Here is a 14,986-nt window from a genome sequence, read left to right on the forward strand (position 1 = left end):
GCCCGGCATTGTCATTGGCATACCACGTCCTTGATCGTCACTTGCTGGCCGCGCACCGCCTCGAAGGGGAACGTCGCTCGGCACGAACTGCCGTCGCCGCGATCGACCAGCACTGAATTCTGTCGGGCGAGGCCCTTGATGTAGGCCTGCCCGTCATAGCCGACGACGAAGTCTTCGGTGCCGCCGTCGAGGCGCCCCGACAGTCCGGCTTCGAGCGGCGTGCCGCTCGCATCGACCAGCGTCACAAGGGCTGCCTGCGCCGCCTCCGACACGCCGAACTTCAGCACCACGCCGTTGCGGTCGGCCGGAACGACCGTCTCCTTGGTGGTCGGAACATCGGCATCGACGGGCAGGTTCTTCGGGTCGATCGAGACCGTGTTGAGCTCATAGGAGTTGAGCCCGGTGACCAGGATGCGGCCCTTGCTGTCGGTCTTTCCGACCGGCCTGTTTTGATGCAGCACCTCGACGTCAGGCGTGCCGACATCGACGACGGCAAAGGCGTCGTCGATGCGGTTGGTGGCGAACACGCCGCCGCCCGCCACCGCGATGGCCCCGTCCATCTGCCCGGTCACGCGAAAATCCTTGTCGAACTGCTGGGCGCCGGCCTGGAACCGCGCAAACGGCGCGCGATAGCTGACGGCTGCCGAGCGGTTCGGCGTTTCACCTTCCGAGGTGCGCAGCTGCCAGCCGATGCTGCCGTCCTCTGCCCGTTCCGACTTGGCGAGGTCGGCAAAGACGTTGAGGCCGTCAGGCCCTTGCTCGACGCCTGTCGAAGCTGTGATGTCGTCGTTGAACGGGATCGAAATCCCGGCGAACACGCCATAGCTGCTGTCGTCGTCGAGATCGGCAAAGGCCGTCGCATAGAGCGTGCTGCGCTTGAAGATCGCCTGGCTGTAGGAGAGGCCGACGATCTGGTTGGTATCGCCCTCGGCGCTCTTCAAATGGGTGTAGGAGAGGTTGAGGCTGGAGAAATCGAGCGGCATCGGCACGCTGAGCGTCACCTGGTCGACCGCGCGCGGCACGCCGGCGCTGAAACGAGTGAAGTCGTCAGGGTCGAGAACCGGCTGCGCCGTCACCGAGGCGATGTCTTCGTAGCCGTCGAAGGCCCGCTGCATGTGCGCCTTGACCGCCCAGCCGTCATAGCCGAATTCGACACTGGCATCGACCAGCGAGCCGGTGCGCCCGTCATGATGGCTGCCCGCCACGGCCATCGACGCCGCACCGTAGGGCCCGAGTAGGAAGGCCGCACCAATGCCGCCATTGATCAGGTCGGCACCGCCCTCGGCATGGGCTTCCAGCGTCAGCTTGTCGCTCAGTCCGTAGCGCGCCGTGGCGACGCCCATGGCGTGGCCGTCATAGTCGTCGGAGGAAATGCCGAAATTGCGCCGCGCCATGCCCGCCTCGACGGAAAAATCGAGCAGTCCCTGGCGCAGCAGCATGCTGGAGGCATAGAACGGCAAGGTGGCGGTGGTCTCACGCCCGAGGCTGTCGCGCAGCACCACCTGCGCCTGCCCGGCGCCGGTGAACACCGGCAGATTGGTGACCTGGAACGGTCCGGGCTGGATGTCGCCGGAATAGGTGCGCACGTTTTGCGTATAGATTTCGAGTGTCGACGGCACCGCCGCCGTGCCGCCGAAGGAGGGCAGCGGCAATGTCACCAGATCCGAGCGGAGGCTGAAATTGCGCTGCGCCTGGATACCGCCGAGAAAGACGGGCCGCGTCCATGACAGTCCGCCGGAGATGAAGTCGCCGGCCCGGTAGGTCATCAGCCGGTCTGGGTCGGAATAGCTCCAGGTCGTGTTGAGCCGCGTGAAGCCGCCCAGCCTGCCGTCGGAATAGCCGGCGATGAACGACTGGCTGAGCGTTCCATAGGGGCTGAACACACGCGTGTCGAAGCCGCCCGAGATGCCCTGGAACAGTTCGTTGTCGCCGTCGAACAGTGTGTTTGAGCTGGCAAACAGCGAGTAGTTGAGCACCGCGCCATAGCCCGATTGCGGCGCCGGCCGGTCCTGCAAGCGCAAGCCGAGATCGACGATACGCGCCTCGCGGCTGTCATTGGCGGCGGTGACGTAGAGGCGCTGCGCCGCCTCGTCGATCTGGAACGACACATCCGCCAGTTGGTCGAGCCTGACCAGGCCGCCGGCGTCGGCAGCACCCTCCGGCGGCTTCAGCCCGACGTCCTTCAGCTCTTGCGGCGTCGCCGCCAGGCCGCCATCCGCCATCTCGGTGAAATTGCCGATCAGCTTGGTCGAAACGTCGTTGATGAACACCTCCAGATAGAGGCTGCGGCCGGCTGGCAGAACGGGATCAGGCTTTTCGGGGTTCGTCACGGCCGGCAGCCCTTGCGAGTTCACTGCCGGGCAAGGTGTGAAAGTCGCGAGCGCGACGATAATCGCGGTTCTAGCGGCCCTTGACGGCAACTTTGGCATCGAAGGGTCCAAGATCGCTCTGTGCCTTCAAAAGCACGGAGCCCGCGGACAGTGATTTGCTGCTGCCGATCGGCCACTGCATGGTCGCGCCGCCCAGCACATAGCCGACAAGCCCGTTTCGGTTGCCGAGCTTCTTGCCGCCTTGGGTCAGCATCAGGTTGGACAGGCGAAAGCGGCTCTCGCCGCTATTGCTGGCGATGAGCATCAGGCTGCCGCCATTGCGCGAAAGGCTCCACGCGATCGCCGGCGCGGCTGCGTCGGCGTTGCGGAAAAACACCGGTACCGAATAGCGTAGCGCAAGCGCGACCGTACCGGCCTTCTTGCGCGAGGGGTCCGGCAGTTCATCGATGATGACGCGGTAGCTTTCCTCGGCCCGCACCGGCGCTTTGCTGACGCGCACGACGCGAACCACATACTGGGCATTGGGCCCGAGCTTGGTCGATGGTGGGCTGGCGACGACATCCGTCGTCGGCGTCAGCGTTTCGATGCCGGCGGACTGGCTCCAGGCGAAGACCCTGATCTGCACATTGATCGGCCGCTTGGTGTCGTCGTTGCCGAGGTTGAGAACCGCCGAGGCGTCGGGCGCGGTCAGTTCGAGACCTGTCGGCGCCACTCTCAGCGAGGCGGCGTGTGAAACTCCGGCGCATAGCAATGAAAGAACCGTGGCGCCTATGCATGAAAGCATGGATCGCATTGTAATCCTCGTATTGTCGTCTATAATCAGTAGGTTACGGTGATTATAACGATGTCGTTGTACACGCCCGCAGAGGGGGTGGTCTGCGGCGGAACTCGCCCATAGACCGGGAGGTTCTGGACGCTGCCGTTGCCGGTTCCGCCAACCGTATTTGTGGGGATCGTTTCACCCCAAGGCAGTGTGCGACCGGTATCGGTGTAGAGACTGTAGAGCACGGTGCCACCCGCCCCGGTCATTTTACGAACCGCAGTGGTTGCGCCCGCACCATTTCCGACACCCAGACCCACGTCGTAGGTCTTGCCGGTCGTGCATTGCACGCCAATGGTGCTGTCCACGTCGAGATTTGCATCGAGGACGCCGTGCGACCCGAAATCCAGATCGTTTGCTGTCCGGACTTTGCATTCATTTATGATCGTGATGTGCACGGTCAGATTTCCGGTCGCCGTCGCGGCGATCGCGGGCAGGGTTGGAAGCAGCGACGCTCCCGCCAGCAGTGCGTATTTCAGCAATCTCATGCCTATGTTCCTCCGTCGGGGCAGATCGTTCCTCGCAAACAGTCTAGACCCGGATTTCACCCCTGCAGCTCCTCCCGCTGCAAGCTTCGCAAAGACATCAACGATATAGGCAATGTCAAAAGCGAACTGCACCATGATTATTCCAACTTAGGTTCGGATATCATAGATGAATAACCTCAAGGTGGTATCAGATAATTTTGGTTAATATTTCGTTAAGATGGGTAAAATCGACATTTTTTGAAAGTGAAAATTCGAGTGTCGATAATTTATTTTAGTCATTTTGCTGAAACGGCGAAAATGCAGGTCGAATCATCTTGATTTGATAGAGTCTGACCTGTTGTCTATTATTATCGATTATTTCGCGGCGGATACCGACGCCAAGCGGCTACCGCCGCCGGCGCCCGCTGGTCCGCATAGCCCAAAACGCTGTTCTGGCCTGCCCAAGCCTGGCAATCGTGCCGCCAGGGCCGCATTCCCCAAAACCCTGTTCCGCCCAGCCCAAGCATCGCCGTCCCGGCTGAGATAAATCCACCGCCGTCGGATCCAGGGAAACACATGCGAATCATTCTTGCCACGCTCGCCCCGGTTTCCTTGGGCAGCGCATCCGCCGGACGGGAGATGCGCCTGTTGTCCCATGGAGCCATGATCGCACGGCCTGCAGCCGCGCCGACCGACTGCCAGACGTCAAGAAGGGAAGAACGATGAAGAAGACCTATGAAAAGCCAAGGCTTCAGAAGCGCGAAAAACTGACCCGGATCACGGCAGTGATCATCCTGTCGGGCCCCGTCGAAAACGGCAGCTGACGCCTTCGATCGGCATCGGACCCACTGCGGACAAGGAGAACGACCATGGATCAGCATGCGAACCCGTCACCGGGCTTTCGGCACAATCCGGGCAAGGTGATCACCGTCGATCCCTTCAGGGGGCGTGTCGTCGTGTTTGCCAATGGCGTCATCATCGCCTCGTCGGCGAAAGCCAGGATCGTGACCGAGCCGCCTTATCCCTTCAGCTTCTACATCCCGTTCGAGGACATCGATTTTCGCAAGCTGGAGAAGACCGACCTGTCGACCGAGTGTCCCTACAAGGGCATCGCCAGCTACTGGAACGTGCTGCCGGCGGCCGAATTCGGCAACGACGCCATGTGGGCCTACGTGCAGCCTTTCGACGAAATGGCGGCAATCCGCGACCACGGCGCCTTCTATCCCGACAGGGTCACCATCGACGCTGCGCCGCGCTGAGCGCGGGCAGCGATTTTCATGCTGGCCAACGCTGCCCTCGGGCCGAGCCGGAGGACGTTTTGGTTTTGCATCGGCGGCGTGCCGACAACGAAGACAACATGGTCATGGACGAAAAGCAGAGAGCCATCCTCGACGAAATCCCGCGGCTGCGGCGCTATGCGCGCTCGCTGCTGCGCGACCGCGATTCCGCCGACGATCTCGTCCAGGACTGCCTGGAACGGGCGCTGCTGCGGCTGGACAACTGGCAGACGGGAGAGAGCCCGCGAAAATGGCTGTTCACGATCATGCATCATCTGTTCATCGACCAGATGCGCAAGGTGAACCGGCGTGGCGAAGCCTCGATGCTGCCGCTGGAAGCCGGCGAGGTGCAGGCCTCTCCCGCCGACCAGTTGGAGAACGTCGCCGCGCGCGAGATCATCGACGCGCTGCAGGCGATCAGCCCTGACCGCCGCGCCGCCTTGACCATGGTCGCCATCGAAGGCTTTTCCTATGCCGAGGCCGCCGAGATGCTCGGCGTGCCGGCCGGCACGTTGATGTCGCGCATTGCGCGTGGCCGTGAGGAATTGCGCGGTCTGCTCGAGGACAGTGCGCGCCGCCGCGCCATAAGGATCGTCGAACCCGGGCCGGGCCGGGCAACTCCAATCAGGGCGCCCATGGCATGACGAACCCCGATCGCATGATGAAGCCTCGCGGCATGATCCGGCGCCATTGCAGGTCTTGCGCCTCGTACGCGCACGCATCCGGTAACGGTTTCTTGTCTGCTTCCGTGCACAATGGCGCCGATGGGGTGGACGAAACCAGGGCATGGCTGAAGAGAAAAAACGCAACGGCGAGTTCTGGGCGCTGGCGCTCGAATGCGCTCATCTCGGCGTATGGGACTGGGATATTTTGAGCGGCGACTGTTTCTATTCGCCGACCTGGTCGCACATGCTTGGTTACGAGGATGGCGAACTTGCCAACGTCAGCGATCTCTGGCTGAAGCTGACGCATCCCGACGACCGCGAGCGGGCGCTGGCCAGCGGCGAGCGCCACATTGCCGGCCTGACCACGTCGATCGAGACCGAGCTGCGCCTGAAGCACAAGGACGGCCACTGGATCTGGGTGCTGGACCGCGGCGGTATTGTCGAGCGTGACGCGACAGGCAAGCCGGTGAGACTGATGGGCGTTCAGACCGACATCAGCCGGCAGAAAGAGGCCGAAGCCGAACTGGAGCGGGTCAATGTGCGCTTCCGCCTGGCGCTGGCGGCCAGCGGGACCGGCATCTGGCATCACGACATCGACGCCAACAAGAGTTTTTGGGACGCCCGCACCAGGGAGATTTTCGGCCTGGTCGCCGACACTGACGAAGTGGCCGCCGACCTCTGGCATACCTATCTCCACCCCGACGACAAAGACGCCACCGAGCGCGCCCATCTGTCGCCGCTTGCGACCGACGGGGTCGTCGCCTCGCAATACCGCATCGTCCGGCGAGACGGCGAAATCCGTCATGTCGAATCCCTGGTGCGCTTCATCGCAGCCCCAGACTCTGCGGGCCAGATCCTCGGCACCGTGCGCGACATCACCGAGGACAAGAAGCGCGAACGCGAACTCGCCTACGCCGCCCACCACGATGCGCTGACCGGCCTGTTCAACCGCGCCGCCTTCGACCGGCTGCTGGCCGAACACATCGCCACCGAGCGGCTTCTGCCGCTGGCGGTGTTCTATGTCGATCTCGACTACTTCAAGGCGCTCAACGACTTTGCCGGCCACGCCGCCGGCGACCTGGCGCTGAAGGGCGTCGCCGCCGGCATAGTGGACTGCCTGCCGGCTTCGGCGCGCGCCGCGCGCCTCGGCGGCGACGAGTTCGCGCTGCTGGTGCCCGGTTGCGAACCTGCCGAGGCCGAGGCGCTGGCCGTCGCCATTCTTGCGGCCGTGCGCGACGCCGATCTCGGCCTGCCGGTGACGTCGCGCAGGCTTGCGGCCAGCATCGGCATCGCCTTCGTCGACGACACCACCACGACGGTGGCCGATGCGCTGGCCTGCGCCGACGACGCCTGCTACGCCGCCAAGGCGGCGGGCCGCAACCGCTTCGCGGTGTTTTCGGCCGACGCGGCGTCGGGGTCCGGTGGCCTCAACGCCGCCCGCGTCGCCGCCGACACGGTCGACGCGATGGATGACGGGCGGTTGAAACTGTTCGGCCAGGAGATCCATCTGCTGGGGCTGCCCTGGCGGGAGAGCCGTCATGTCGAAGTTCTTGCGCGGCTTGTGGGCAAGAATGGCAAGCTGATCCCGCCGGGCGAATTCATTCCGGTCGCGGAGCGCTTCGGCATAGCCTCGCGGCTCGACCGCTGGATCATCAAGACCGCACTGTCGCAGCATGGCCCGGCCATGAAATCGGGCGCCATCACGCTCGGCTTCAACCTGTCGGCGCAGACGCTGAGCGACCCGCTGCTGTGGGATTTCGTCGATGCCGTCATCGCCGAGACCGGGGCGCCGCATTCCGGCATCGGCTTCGAAATCACCGAGACCGCCGCCGTCACCAATTTCGACGCCGCCGAACAGTTCGTGCGCAAGGCGCGCGAGCGGCAATGCCGCGTCAGCCTCGACGATTTCGGCGCCGGCATGAGCTCGTTCGAATATCTCAGGCGCTTTCCTGTCGATCAGATCAAGATCGACGGCTCGTTCATCGAAAACATCGCGCAAAGCCGCTTCGACCGCGAGATCGTCTCGGCCATAACGGGCATCGCCAAAAGCCTCGGCTGCGCGGTGGTGGCCGAAAAGATCGAAGAGCAGGCCGCGCTCGACATTCTGCGCGGCATGGGCGTCGCCTACGGCCAGGGTTTTCTGCTGCACCGGCCCGAGCCGCTGGAAGCGATCGTCGCAAGGGCGAGCGCCCAGGCGCCGAGCAAGCGGTTCGGCTGAAGCGGCCGAGCCGCTACCGAACCGCCCGTTGAGGTGCGTTCCTCAGCTCAGCCGGCGTCGGCCTTTTCCTGCTTGCGTTGTGCTGCCTCCTTCTTGCGGCGCAGCACTTCGTCGGTGCCGACAAGATCCTTCGACCCGCCGGAAATGGAGGTCGAGACAACGGCGGGCGGATCGCTGGCGGGAAAGCTGTCTTCCAGGCCCGATTGCAGCTGTTCCTCGAGCGTATCGGGATTTTCGGAGCGACCCTCGGTGCGGCGCTCGCCAACGGCCTCGACATCGCTCTTGGAGTCGGGGTGATTGCGGGCTTCTGATATCGTCGACACCACCAACTCGATGGCGAACTCCTTCATCGCCTCGGCTTGCGGTTCATCGACCTCAAAACCTTCGATCAGGCGGATCAGCGACTTTTCCACGTCGCCCAGTTCCTTGGTGCCTTGGCCGCGCGCCAGCCGCTGGGTGAGCGAACTGATCAGCACGGGGCCAAAGGTCGAGTAGGCTTGCTGGCGCGTCGCGTCGACTTGCTCGGGATGAAGTTTTTGCAGGGACATGGGTTCGTGCCTCCGGTCAAATCAGCTCGGACAGCCGCTTCTGCGGTTGGTCCTCCCATAGGAAACAGAGGGGAAGGCAAGAGGTTCCATGCCGTCGTCGACAGGGCGGTCGAGGTTCAACTCCACAGCGACGCCATGGTCAACGACGCTTCGAAGATCTGCTCCCTGTTCTGGTTCAGCATCTTGACGGTGATTTGCCGGTGCTCGCCCTCCGGCATCTCGTCGCGCGCGACATCGTGCAATATCCGCAGCGCCTCGGCGCCCGCACGCTCGCGGCTTGGGAACAACTGCCCCTCTTCATCGATCTGGTTTTCGGTGTTGTAGAGATCGAAATAGAACCGTTCCATGGCGCAAGCATCCTGTATGAAACGCTAAACCCCTGTCCGCAGCCATGGTTCCATCCGGCTGATTCTCAAACAGATTTCTCGCCGTTGCGGCAAGGCGCCAACGCCCGCCATGCCCGGCTGAGTGCAACCGCACCCGATCTCCGGCGTTGAGCTACAGCAACCGATCCCGGATGAAGAAACCCCTCAATGCTAGAATCGCTGTATCTGAACCTTGGCCAGCACGACACGCTCTCCGAACAGGAGAAGGGGCTGCTCCTCGGCGCCATGACCGTCGAGTTGGATTTTGCCACCGGTCAGGACATTGTCTCGGAGGGATCGAGACCCGGCTACAGCACGCTTATCAGCGAAGGGCTGGCGGCGCGCTACAAGGTGCTGGAGGATGGTGGCCGGCAATTCACCTCGTTGCAGGTGCCCGGCGATTTCGTCGACCTGCACGCCTTTCTGCTCAAGACCATGGACCATGGCATCATCGCTTTATCGCCATGCCGGGTGATCGCCGCCGACCACAGCCGGCTGCGCGCCATCACCGAACAGGCGCCGCATCTGACCCGGTTGTTGTGGCTGGACACGCTCGTCGACGGCGCCATCCACCGCGAATGGATCGTGGCCATGGGCCGGCGCTCCAAGACCTCGCATCTGGCGCATCTGGTGTGCGAACTGTTTGTCAGGCTTCAAGTGGTCAAGCAGACCAATGGCATGAGTTTCCGGCTGCCTTTGTCGCAAGCCGAACTGGCCGACGTACTAGGGTTGTCCGTCGTTCACATGAACCGCGTCATCGGCGCGCTGCGCCGGGTCGGCGTCATCGGCTGGGTCAACCACATGGTGACGATTCTGGACTGGCAGCGGCTGGTGGAAATCGCCGAGTTCGACCCGACCTATCTCAGCATGAACCGCGAGCCGAGATAGGTCATCGGCGTTCCGGGGCCTGCAACCCGTCAGTTGGCCTTGGAATGATGCCCGTTCAGCGACGCCAATTCGTCGAGCATGGCAAGGGCGGCGCTTGGTTTCGCAGGCTTGAGCAAGCCCTGCTGGGCGGCAGCATTCTTGAAAGCGGCAAAGGCGATGGCCGGACGGCAAATGCCGTTCAGCGCGTCATCCACCAGCCGGACGGCCGCCTTGTAGGCAGGGGCTTCCTTGTTCTTCCATGTTCCGCCCAGCGCCTTCTTGGCGTCGGCGATCGACGACACCGTCATCGTGCTGCAGTCCACGAATTTTATCGTCAGGGGAAGAAACCGGCTCATGAGAAATTCACCATCCGAACCATTCGCGCGTCCTCCACAAAAGCCAGGCGAAAGGCGCGGCCAGAAAGGCAGCTGCACCCAGAACCAAAATGGGATTGTTTGTTGATATCGACTTCATGCATAGCCTCCGGAAACGGGATCGCCATAAACGGGGAAACCGCGAAGTGGTTGCAGGCTTGGGCGGGCTACATATTGCTTGCCGGCCGGATGGGTTGGCGTGGCCGGTAGGGCGGTCGCGACTGCGACTTCAACGGGATGTCGGCGAGCGAGTTGCGGATCGGCCTGAACAGTATTTGCGGAGCTGCGGCGCGCCGGCGCAACACCGTGGCCGACAGTTTGGCAATCAGATTTCGAACGTCCATGGACTCCTCCTGTAGAGTCCCCCATGCGCGATCCCTAGCATCTCGCGACAGCTGCCCGCATTTAACTTTGATGTAGGCAGGACGAATATGCGAGACGTCGCAGACGCTGCTGCAACCGGATGAGTTTTCGTGCATTCTTGTGCATGGCCATGACGCTTCGCCCCGACACGCCGGCAAAATGCTGCTCTTATTGCGGCTCGCGCGAACATGACTACGAGGATTGCCCGAAGCGCAAGGCAGACGCCGAGCGGCAGAATGAAGGGCTCGCCGATCCGGAGCGGCATGCCGGATTTGAGACCGAACAGACCCCTTGAATCTTCGCGCTATCGAATCCCTGGGTTGGCGCATGCCGACTCGTGTATCGAGTTCGGCACGCCTGCGGCCGCGCCAAACTGAGCCAGCGCAGCATGTGAGGTTCGCGACCTACCTGGGCTCGAACAGCTCAACGACGTTACCGGACGGGTCTTCACAAAGAATCTGCCGCCCGCCCGGACCTTCGACGATCTCGTTGCGGAACCGCACGCCGGCCTCGCGCATCTCCGTGACGATCGCCGGCAATTCCTGGACTTCGAGCACAATGCGGTTCCATCCGCCCGGCTCGGGCGTCCGGCCGTCCGGCATCGGCCTGGCGGCCGACGCCATGGGGCCGGCGAGCCAGAGCGAGAGGTCGCCTCGCGTCAGGATGGCCATCGCCGGACCGAACTGCTGCTTCAACGCGAAGCCCAGATGGCTCGTATAAAACGCGATGGACAGCTCGACATCGCGGACCAGATACCGGACGGACACCATATGCAGGCTCCCTCACAAACGCCCCTCGCGAGAAATAGCTGGCACGACAAGTCGCGGCAAGGCCCGGCGCCCGGTTCGGGCGCCTACCGTGCGATCGCGTGTTCCTGGCCGGCGGAGCGTATCTCTGTCACGAAGGCCATCAGCAACTCCATTCCTTCCGGCCAGTCGCCCAGCCCGCTGTCGCTGTTGATATGGCCGAGCGGCCCGGCGTTGTGCAGCGCGCTGCCCCATTGCCCGGCCTTCGCCCTGGCATAGCCATGCGGGTCGTAGGGATCGTCGGTGCTGGCGACGATCAGCGAGGGGAAGCGAAGCCGTTCATGCGGCGTGTCGGCGAAGGGACGCCCATAGGCAGGGAAGACCGGCGATGCCGGATCGGGAACCGCAACCAGAAACGCGCCGGCGATCTCACGGCTCGACTGCAACTGCCAATGCGCCACCAGCAGGCAGCTGAGGCTGTGGGCGATGAGCACCGGCGGCGCTGTTGCCTGTGACACCGCAGTTTCCAGCGCTGCCAACCAATCGTCGAAATCCGGCAGGTCCCAGCTCGCCGGGCTGAAGTGGCGCATCGCCGGATTGGCCTGCTGCCAGCGTGTCTGCCAATGGGCCTCGCCCGATCCGCCGCTGCCCGGCAAGATGATGAAGTCGGTCATGAAAGGTCCTGTCTCCCGGTGAACGATGCCGGCCAATTCTAGGTCTTCTCCTTGCCCGCGGAATGAGAGATCATCGGAAAGCAGCGAAGAATTCCGATGGATTGAAGGTGCTTATGGCAAATGGCGATTACCGGCCGCGGCTCGACCCCACCGACATGGCGATCATCGAGATCATGCAGGAGGATGGCCGCATCGGCATTTCCGAACTCGGCCGCCGCGTCGGCCTGTCCCAGCCCGCCACGTCGGAGCGGGTGAAGCGGCTGGAAGAGCGCGGCATCATCGCCGGCTACCGGGCGGCGATCGATCCCGCCGCCCTCGGTCTCGGCACCATGGCCATGATCCGCCTGCGCACCACGCATGAGCACATCCAGACCTGCCTGAAGAAATTCGCCGCCATGCCGGAAGTGGTCGAGGTGCTCAGGGTGACCGGCGAGGACTGCTTTCTCGTCAAGGTCGTCGTCCCGTCGCCGCCCGACTTGGAAAGCATCGTCGACGCCATCGGCCGCTACGGCGCGGTGACGACCAATGTGGTGCTGCGCGCCGAGCCGCCGAAGCGGCTGGGACGGGAGCTGATGGCGAGGCCATGACGAAGGCCATCCGCCTTGATCTGCGCTCCTTCGCGTCGCTCCTCGAGCCGTGACTTTTTCTGGGATGGGTTGAAAAACGGGTGTTGAATCGGTCTATGGTCGGGGCGGGTTGCGCGGGTGGCGGATGTCGTCTCAATCAAAAGTGGCGGATGTCGTCTCAATCAGAACTGGTACGGGCTCTGCCGGGCGGGTGTCGGCAGGACGCCTACGGGTTTTCGCATTCATGGCGATCTCCGCGTTCATGATCGCCGGTCCGGTCGCCGAGCAGGTCTTCGGGGTGCAATCGGCATGGCTGCGCTCCTGGACCATGTTCAGTGCGATCGGGATGGGCGTGATCGACGCTTCCTTCGAAATCCGCAAGCCCGATGGCGCGCTTCTTCCGCTCGACCGGTTCGAGATGCTCGGCGCTCCCCGCGACGGCAAGCTGAAGCGGATCGAAAGCCGCGACGAGCTGGCTTCCGTCATCAAGCGGCTCTGCTCGGCCGCCGGGCAGGGCGCCGACATCCGTGTCCGCGCCCGGCAGGCCACGCGCAACGGCTGGCAGATCATCCATACCGATGCCGAAAATGCCTGCGCCGGCTGACGCCATCGCTGACTGGCCCGACTGGCGGCCGATGCACGCCATCGCCGCACGCTTCGTCGACTGGGCGGTCGGCACCGAGGGCTCGTCGCGTTCGTCGGCGTTGATCCGCATCGGCCTGGCTATGCTGTTCTGGTCGCGCTGGGCGGGCGAGTTGTTGCTCTACAAGGATCAATCGCCGCTCGGCCTGTTCCTCGCCGCCAACTTCTTCGTCGCCACAACGCTGCTCTTCATCGGCTATCACAGCCGCATCGCCGCTGTCTGGGCCGGCACGGTCGGGCTGGTGATGTACCACTTTTTCGGCTTCCAGCTCGGTCGCGAACCCTGGACCCATCACCATGCCTATCTGCTTGCCGTCTCGGCACTTCTGATCGCGCTCACCCCCTGCGGCCGCTCGTATTCGCTGGACCGCTACCTCACGGTGATGCGCGCCGAACGCGCGGGTCTGCCGCCGCCGGCGGAGCGCGGCAATCTGTGGGGGCTGCGACTGATCGTGGTGCAGCTCTCGGTGCTCTACCTCTTCGCCGCCTTCGACAAGACAAGCTACGCCTTTCTGAGCGGCGCGCGGCTCGAAGCGATATTCCTCTGGTACTATGCGGGTTCGGACTATCCGGTCGGCCTTGCATGGCCCGCCACGATCATGTCGCTCGCCGTGGTCGCGCTGGAATATTGCCTTGCCTTTGGCCTGCCGTTTCACCGCAGCAGGCGCTATCTGCTGCTGCCGGGCCTGGCCTTCCACGCCATCATCTATCTGACGCTGCCGGTCTATACGTTCAGCGCCACCATGGTGTTGCTCTATCTCGCCTATTTCGATGCGGATGCTGTCGACAAGGTCATCGCGCGTCTCCAGGGGATCGGATTGAAAGAGGAAATTTCGTGAAGCGTGGTTTGTTGTTTTCGGGCACCGTCTTCGTCGCGGCCGCCATCGGCCTGGCCATAGTCTGCGGCGCGGCGCGTGCCGGCAGTGCGCAGGACTACTATCCCAAGCGTGCATGGGGTCCCTTCAACGGTGGCCAGATGAACACGTCGCTGCTGGTGTTCCGCGACCTCAACCGGAACGGCGTCTACGATCTCGGCGACCGGCCGATGTCGCGTGTGGCTGTCGAGCTCGACAAGCCGAAGGGCGACACCATCATGCGATTGACCAATGTGAGCGGCTTCGCCAACTTCCGCATGTCGGTCATCCAGCGCGATCTCGAAGTCGTCGATCCCGGCCATTACGCGTTCAAGGTGGTGCCTCCGCCAGGTTATTCCGTCACCACCGGCAACGCCTCGCAGGAAAGCGACTACGTCGTTTCACCTGGATCGCCAGGCGACATGATTGCCTCGCGCACGACGCACCCGGTCGGGCTTGCGGCGGACCTGACGATCAGCGGTGCGGTCGCCGCCGGGTCGCGCGTCTCCCTCACCGGGCCGGACGGCGCCACTGCCGCCGCCAAGGTCGGCCCGGATGGGCGCTTCAGCGCAGCCGTGACATCAGGCCAATGGCTGGTCGATTTTTCGGCCAACGGGGTGACTGAGCGGCGCAAAATTGTGGTCGGCGCGGCGCCGGTGGTGCTCTCCGCGTTTTCGGGCAAAGGCGGACCTGCCGAGGAGCTGCTGCCCAACCAGCATGTCGTCGGTTTCGACGACCTGATGACGACGCCGGGCGTGTTCGAGGTCCCCTCCGGCTATGGCGGGCTCGACTGGTACAATCTCGTTGCCATGCACCAGCGCTTTACCGACGGCCCGGGCTACATCAACACGACCATGTCGGGCGAATTCATCGCCTACAACAGCTCTGGGCACCCGGGCCAAGTGTTAAGTGACAAGCCGTTCGATTTCACGGGCGCCTATTTCGGTGCCGGCTGGGACGGCGCGGAAGGCGAGACGCTCATTCTCAAGGCCTGGCGGGGCGACGAGCCCGCCTATGAGGATCGACTGGTGCTGTCGGCCAACGGACTGGTCTACTTCGCGGGGGACTATAGGCGCATCACGCGGCTCGAGATCCGGACACAGCATTACTGGCAGGCCGCGATCGACGATTTCGGCTATCGCACCGGTCCGTAGCCGCTGTCTACGCAGCGAGCGGCCGTTGCGGCCGTCGCGGGTGATTCCGAGGTGGC

19 protein-coding genes are annotated in these 14,986 nt (G+C 63.5%); 10 read left to right on the forward strand and 9 right to left on the reverse strand.

Features of this window, described 5'->3' with window-relative positions; all coding sequences use genetic code 11:
- Nucleotides 1-11: 11 nt before the first annotated feature.
- Genes AC1DYC_RS02155 through AC1DYC_RS02165 form a run of 3 tightly spaced genes read right to left on the reverse strand, consistent with a single transcriptional unit; the run spans nucleotide 12 to nucleotide 3,638 of the window.
- The gene (locus tag AC1DYC_RS02155) at nucleotides 12-2,429 is read right to left on the reverse strand and encodes a fimbria/pilus outer membrane usher protein (protein WP_477403566.1); all 2,418 of its coding nucleotides are present in this window, start codon (nucleotides 2,427-2,429) and stop codon (nucleotides 12-14) included.
- Entirely contained in the window at nucleotides 2,401-3,123 is a 723-nt protein-coding gene (locus AC1DYC_RS02160) for a fimbrial biogenesis chaperone (protein ID WP_477403568.1), read from the reverse strand. Before AC1DYC_RS02160 ends, AC1DYC_RS02155 begins: the two co-directional genes overlap by 29 nt.
- Nucleotides 3,124-3,149: 26 nt before the next feature.
- The gene (locus tag AC1DYC_RS02165; RefSeq protein WP_477403570.1) at nucleotides 3,150-3,638 is read right to left on the reverse strand and encodes a Csu type fimbrial protein; all 489 of its coding nucleotides are present in this window, start codon (nucleotides 3,636-3,638) and stop codon (nucleotides 3,150-3,152) included.
- Between the two features lie 701 nt (nucleotides 3,639-4,339).
- Between AC1DYC_RS02165 and AC1DYC_RS02170 the strand changes: the two genes are divergently transcribed.
- From AC1DYC_RS02170 to AC1DYC_RS02185, 4 genes are all read left to right on the forward strand, one after another.
- Nucleotides 4,340-4,441: a putative RiPP precursor gene (locus AC1DYC_RS02170; RefSeq protein ID WP_477403572.1), complete on the forward strand. Its 102-nt coding sequence runs from the start codon at nucleotides 4,340-4,342 to the stop codon at nucleotides 4,439-4,441.
- A gap of 45 nt (nucleotides 4,442-4,486) precedes the next feature.
- Nucleotides 4,487-4,876, forward strand: a complete 390-nt coding sequence (locus AC1DYC_RS02175; protein ID WP_477309393.1) for a DUF427 domain-containing protein — start codon at nucleotides 4,487-4,489, stop codon at nucleotides 4,874-4,876.
- A 104-nt stretch (nucleotides 4,877-4,980) separates the two neighbouring features.
- Nucleotides 4,981-5,538, forward strand: a complete 558-nt coding sequence (locus tag AC1DYC_RS02180; RefSeq protein ID WP_477403574.1) for an RNA polymerase sigma factor — start codon at nucleotides 4,981-4,983, stop codon at nucleotides 5,536-5,538.
- Between the two features lie 142 nt (nucleotides 5,539-5,680).
- Complete coding sequence (locus AC1DYC_RS02185; RefSeq protein ID WP_477403576.1) at nucleotides 5,681-7,777, forward strand: EAL domain-containing protein; 2,097 nt, start codon at nucleotides 5,681-5,683, stop codon at nucleotides 7,775-7,777.
- A 47-nt stretch (nucleotides 7,778-7,824) separates the two neighbouring features.
- Here the strand turns inward: AC1DYC_RS02185 and AC1DYC_RS02190 are convergent, their stop codons facing one another.
- Both AC1DYC_RS02190 and AC1DYC_RS02195 read right to left on the reverse strand, forming a co-directional pair.
- Nucleotides 7,825-8,325 carry a hypothetical protein gene (locus AC1DYC_RS02190; protein ID WP_477403578.1) on the reverse strand — a complete coding sequence of 167 codons (501 nt, stop codon included), beginning with the start codon at nucleotides 8,323-8,325 and terminating at the stop codon, nucleotides 7,825-7,827.
- Nucleotides 8,326-8,441: 116 nt separating this feature from the next.
- On the reverse strand, nucleotides 8,442-8,672 hold the full coding sequence (locus AC1DYC_RS02195) for a DUF6894 family protein (RefSeq protein WP_352593112.1): 231 nt from the start codon (nucleotides 8,670-8,672) through the stop codon (nucleotides 8,442-8,444).
- Between the two features lie 186 nt (nucleotides 8,673-8,858).
- Between AC1DYC_RS02195 and AC1DYC_RS02200 the strand changes: the two genes are divergently transcribed.
- Nucleotides 8,859-9,578: a Crp/Fnr family transcriptional regulator gene (locus AC1DYC_RS02200; protein ID WP_477403580.1), complete on the forward strand. Its 720-nt coding sequence runs from the start codon at nucleotides 8,859-8,861 to the stop codon at nucleotides 9,576-9,578.
- Between the two features lie 29 nt (nucleotides 9,579-9,607).
- Here the strand turns inward: AC1DYC_RS02200 and AC1DYC_RS02205 are convergent, their stop codons facing one another.
- Together AC1DYC_RS02205 and AC1DYC_RS02210 are read right to left on the reverse strand one after the other, a co-directional pair.
- Entirely contained in the window at nucleotides 9,608-9,913 is a 306-nt protein-coding gene (locus AC1DYC_RS02205) for a DUF982 domain-containing protein (protein ID WP_477403582.1), read from the reverse strand.
- 185 nt (nucleotides 9,914-10,098) lie between these two features.
- Complete coding sequence (locus AC1DYC_RS02210; protein ID WP_477403584.1) at nucleotides 10,099-10,275, reverse strand: hypothetical protein; 177 nt, start codon at nucleotides 10,273-10,275, stop codon at nucleotides 10,099-10,101.
- 143 nt (nucleotides 10,276-10,418) lie between these two features.
- Here AC1DYC_RS02210 and AC1DYC_RS02215 point away from each other — a divergent pair, with 143 nt between their 5' ends.
- The gene (locus AC1DYC_RS02215) at nucleotides 10,419-10,589 is read left to right on the forward strand and encodes a hypothetical protein (RefSeq protein WP_477403586.1); all 171 of its coding nucleotides are present in this window, start codon (nucleotides 10,419-10,421) and stop codon (nucleotides 10,587-10,589) included.
- A gap of 109 nt (nucleotides 10,590-10,698) precedes the next feature.
- On the opposite strand, the gene AC1DYC_RS02220 is transcribed toward AC1DYC_RS02215, so the two are convergent.
- Together AC1DYC_RS02220 and AC1DYC_RS02225 are read right to left on the reverse strand one after the other, a co-directional pair.
- On the reverse strand, nucleotides 10,699-11,064 hold the full coding sequence (locus AC1DYC_RS02220; RefSeq protein WP_477403588.1) for a VOC family protein: 366 nt from the start codon (nucleotides 11,062-11,064) through the stop codon (nucleotides 10,699-10,701).
- An 83-nt stretch (nucleotides 11,065-11,147) separates the two neighbouring features.
- Complete coding sequence (locus tag AC1DYC_RS02225; protein ID WP_477403589.1) at nucleotides 11,148-11,714, reverse strand: RBBP9/YdeN family alpha/beta hydrolase; 567 nt, start codon at nucleotides 11,712-11,714, stop codon at nucleotides 11,148-11,150.
- A gap of 113 nt (nucleotides 11,715-11,827) precedes the next feature.
- Here AC1DYC_RS02225 and AC1DYC_RS02230 point away from each other — a divergent pair, with 113 nt between their 5' ends.
- The 4 genes from AC1DYC_RS02230 to AC1DYC_RS02245 all read left to right on the forward strand — a co-directional run bounded on the left by AC1DYC_RS02230 (nucleotide 11,828) and on the right by AC1DYC_RS02245 (nucleotide 14,930).
- A complete protein-coding gene (locus tag AC1DYC_RS02230) occupies nucleotides 11,828-12,301 on the forward strand; it encodes an Lrp/AsnC family transcriptional regulator (RefSeq protein ID WP_477403591.1) in 474 nt (157 codons plus the stop codon).
- Nucleotides 12,302-12,524: 223 nt separating this feature from the next.
- Nucleotides 12,525-12,884 (forward strand): hypothetical protein, encoded by a 360-nt coding sequence (locus AC1DYC_RS02235; RefSeq protein ID WP_477403593.1) that lies wholly within the window; start codon nucleotides 12,525-12,527, stop codon nucleotides 12,882-12,884.
- On the forward strand, nucleotides 12,868-13,761 hold the full coding sequence (locus AC1DYC_RS02240) for an HTTM domain-containing protein (RefSeq protein WP_477403595.1): 894 nt from the start codon (nucleotides 12,868-12,870) through the stop codon (nucleotides 13,759-13,761). The genes AC1DYC_RS02235 and AC1DYC_RS02240 overlap by 17 nt, the downstream gene beginning before the upstream one ends.
- Nucleotides 13,758-14,930, forward strand: coding sequence for an SdrD B-like domain-containing protein (locus AC1DYC_RS02245; RefSeq protein WP_477403597.1), 1,173 nt, complete (start codon nucleotides 13,758-13,760; stop codon nucleotides 14,928-14,930). The genes AC1DYC_RS02240 and AC1DYC_RS02245 overlap by 4 nt, the downstream gene beginning before the upstream one ends.
- Nucleotides 14,931-14,986 lie beyond the last annotated feature (56 nt).

Source organism: Mesorhizobium sp. P2_E7 (assembly GCF_056403855.1).

Excerpts from the sequence above, each read along its gene's own strand:
- AC1DYC_RS02155 (WP_477403566.1), bottom strand. The coding sequence starts at position 2,429 with ATGCCAAAGTTGCCGTCAAGGGCCGCTAGAACCGCGATTATCGTCGCG.
- AC1DYC_RS02160 (WP_477403568.1), bottom strand. The coding sequence starts at position 3,123 with ATGCGATCCATGCTTTCATGCATAGGCGCCACGGTTCTTTCATTGCTA.
- AC1DYC_RS02165 (WP_477403570.1), bottom strand. The coding sequence starts at position 3,638 with ATGAGATTGCTGAAATACGCACTGCTGGCGGGAGCGTCGCTGCTTCCA.
- AC1DYC_RS02170 (WP_477403572.1), top strand. The coding sequence starts at position 4,340 with ATGAAGAAGACCTATGAAAAGCCAAGGCTTCAGAAGCGCGAAAAACTG.
- AC1DYC_RS02175 (WP_477309393.1), top strand. The coding sequence starts at position 4,487 with ATGGATCAGCATGCGAACCCGTCACCGGGCTTTCGGCACAATCCGGGC.
- AC1DYC_RS02180 (WP_477403574.1), top strand. The coding sequence starts at position 4,981 with ATGGACGAAAAGCAGAGAGCCATCCTCGACGAAATCCCGCGGCTGCGG.
- AC1DYC_RS02185 (WP_477403576.1), top strand. The coding sequence starts at position 5,681 with ATGGCTGAAGAGAAAAAACGCAACGGCGAGTTCTGGGCGCTGGCGCTC.
- AC1DYC_RS02190 (WP_477403578.1), bottom strand. The coding sequence starts at position 8,325 with ATGTCCCTGCAAAAACTTCATCCCGAGCAAGTCGACGCGACGCGCCAG.
- AC1DYC_RS02195 (WP_352593112.1), bottom strand. The coding sequence starts at position 8,672 with ATGGAACGGTTCTATTTCGATCTCTACAACACCGAAAACCAGATCGAT.
- AC1DYC_RS02200 (WP_477403580.1), top strand. The coding sequence starts at position 8,859 with ATGCTAGAATCGCTGTATCTGAACCTTGGCCAGCACGACACGCTCTCC.
- AC1DYC_RS02205 (WP_477403582.1), bottom strand. The coding sequence starts at position 9,913 with ATGAGCCGGTTTCTTCCCCTGACGATAAAATTCGTGGACTGCAGCACG.
- AC1DYC_RS02210 (WP_477403584.1), bottom strand. The coding sequence starts at position 10,275 with ATGGACGTTCGAAATCTGATTGCCAAACTGTCGGCCACGGTGTTGCGC.
- AC1DYC_RS02215 (WP_477403586.1), top strand. The coding sequence starts at position 10,419 with ATGGCCATGACGCTTCGCCCCGACACGCCGGCAAAATGCTGCTCTTAT.
- AC1DYC_RS02220 (WP_477403588.1), bottom strand. The coding sequence starts at position 11,064 with ATGGTGTCCGTCCGGTATCTGGTCCGCGATGTCGAGCTGTCCATCGCG.
- AC1DYC_RS02225 (WP_477403589.1), bottom strand. The coding sequence starts at position 11,714 with ATGACCGACTTCATCATCTTGCCGGGCAGCGGCGGATCGGGCGAGGCC.
- AC1DYC_RS02230 (WP_477403591.1), top strand. The coding sequence starts at position 11,828 with ATGGCAAATGGCGATTACCGGCCGCGGCTCGACCCCACCGACATGGCG.
- AC1DYC_RS02235 (WP_477403593.1), top strand. The coding sequence starts at position 12,525 with ATGGCGATCTCCGCGTTCATGATCGCCGGTCCGGTCGCCGAGCAGGTC.
- AC1DYC_RS02240 (WP_477403595.1), top strand. The coding sequence starts at position 12,868 with ATGCCTGCGCCGGCTGACGCCATCGCTGACTGGCCCGACTGGCGGCCG.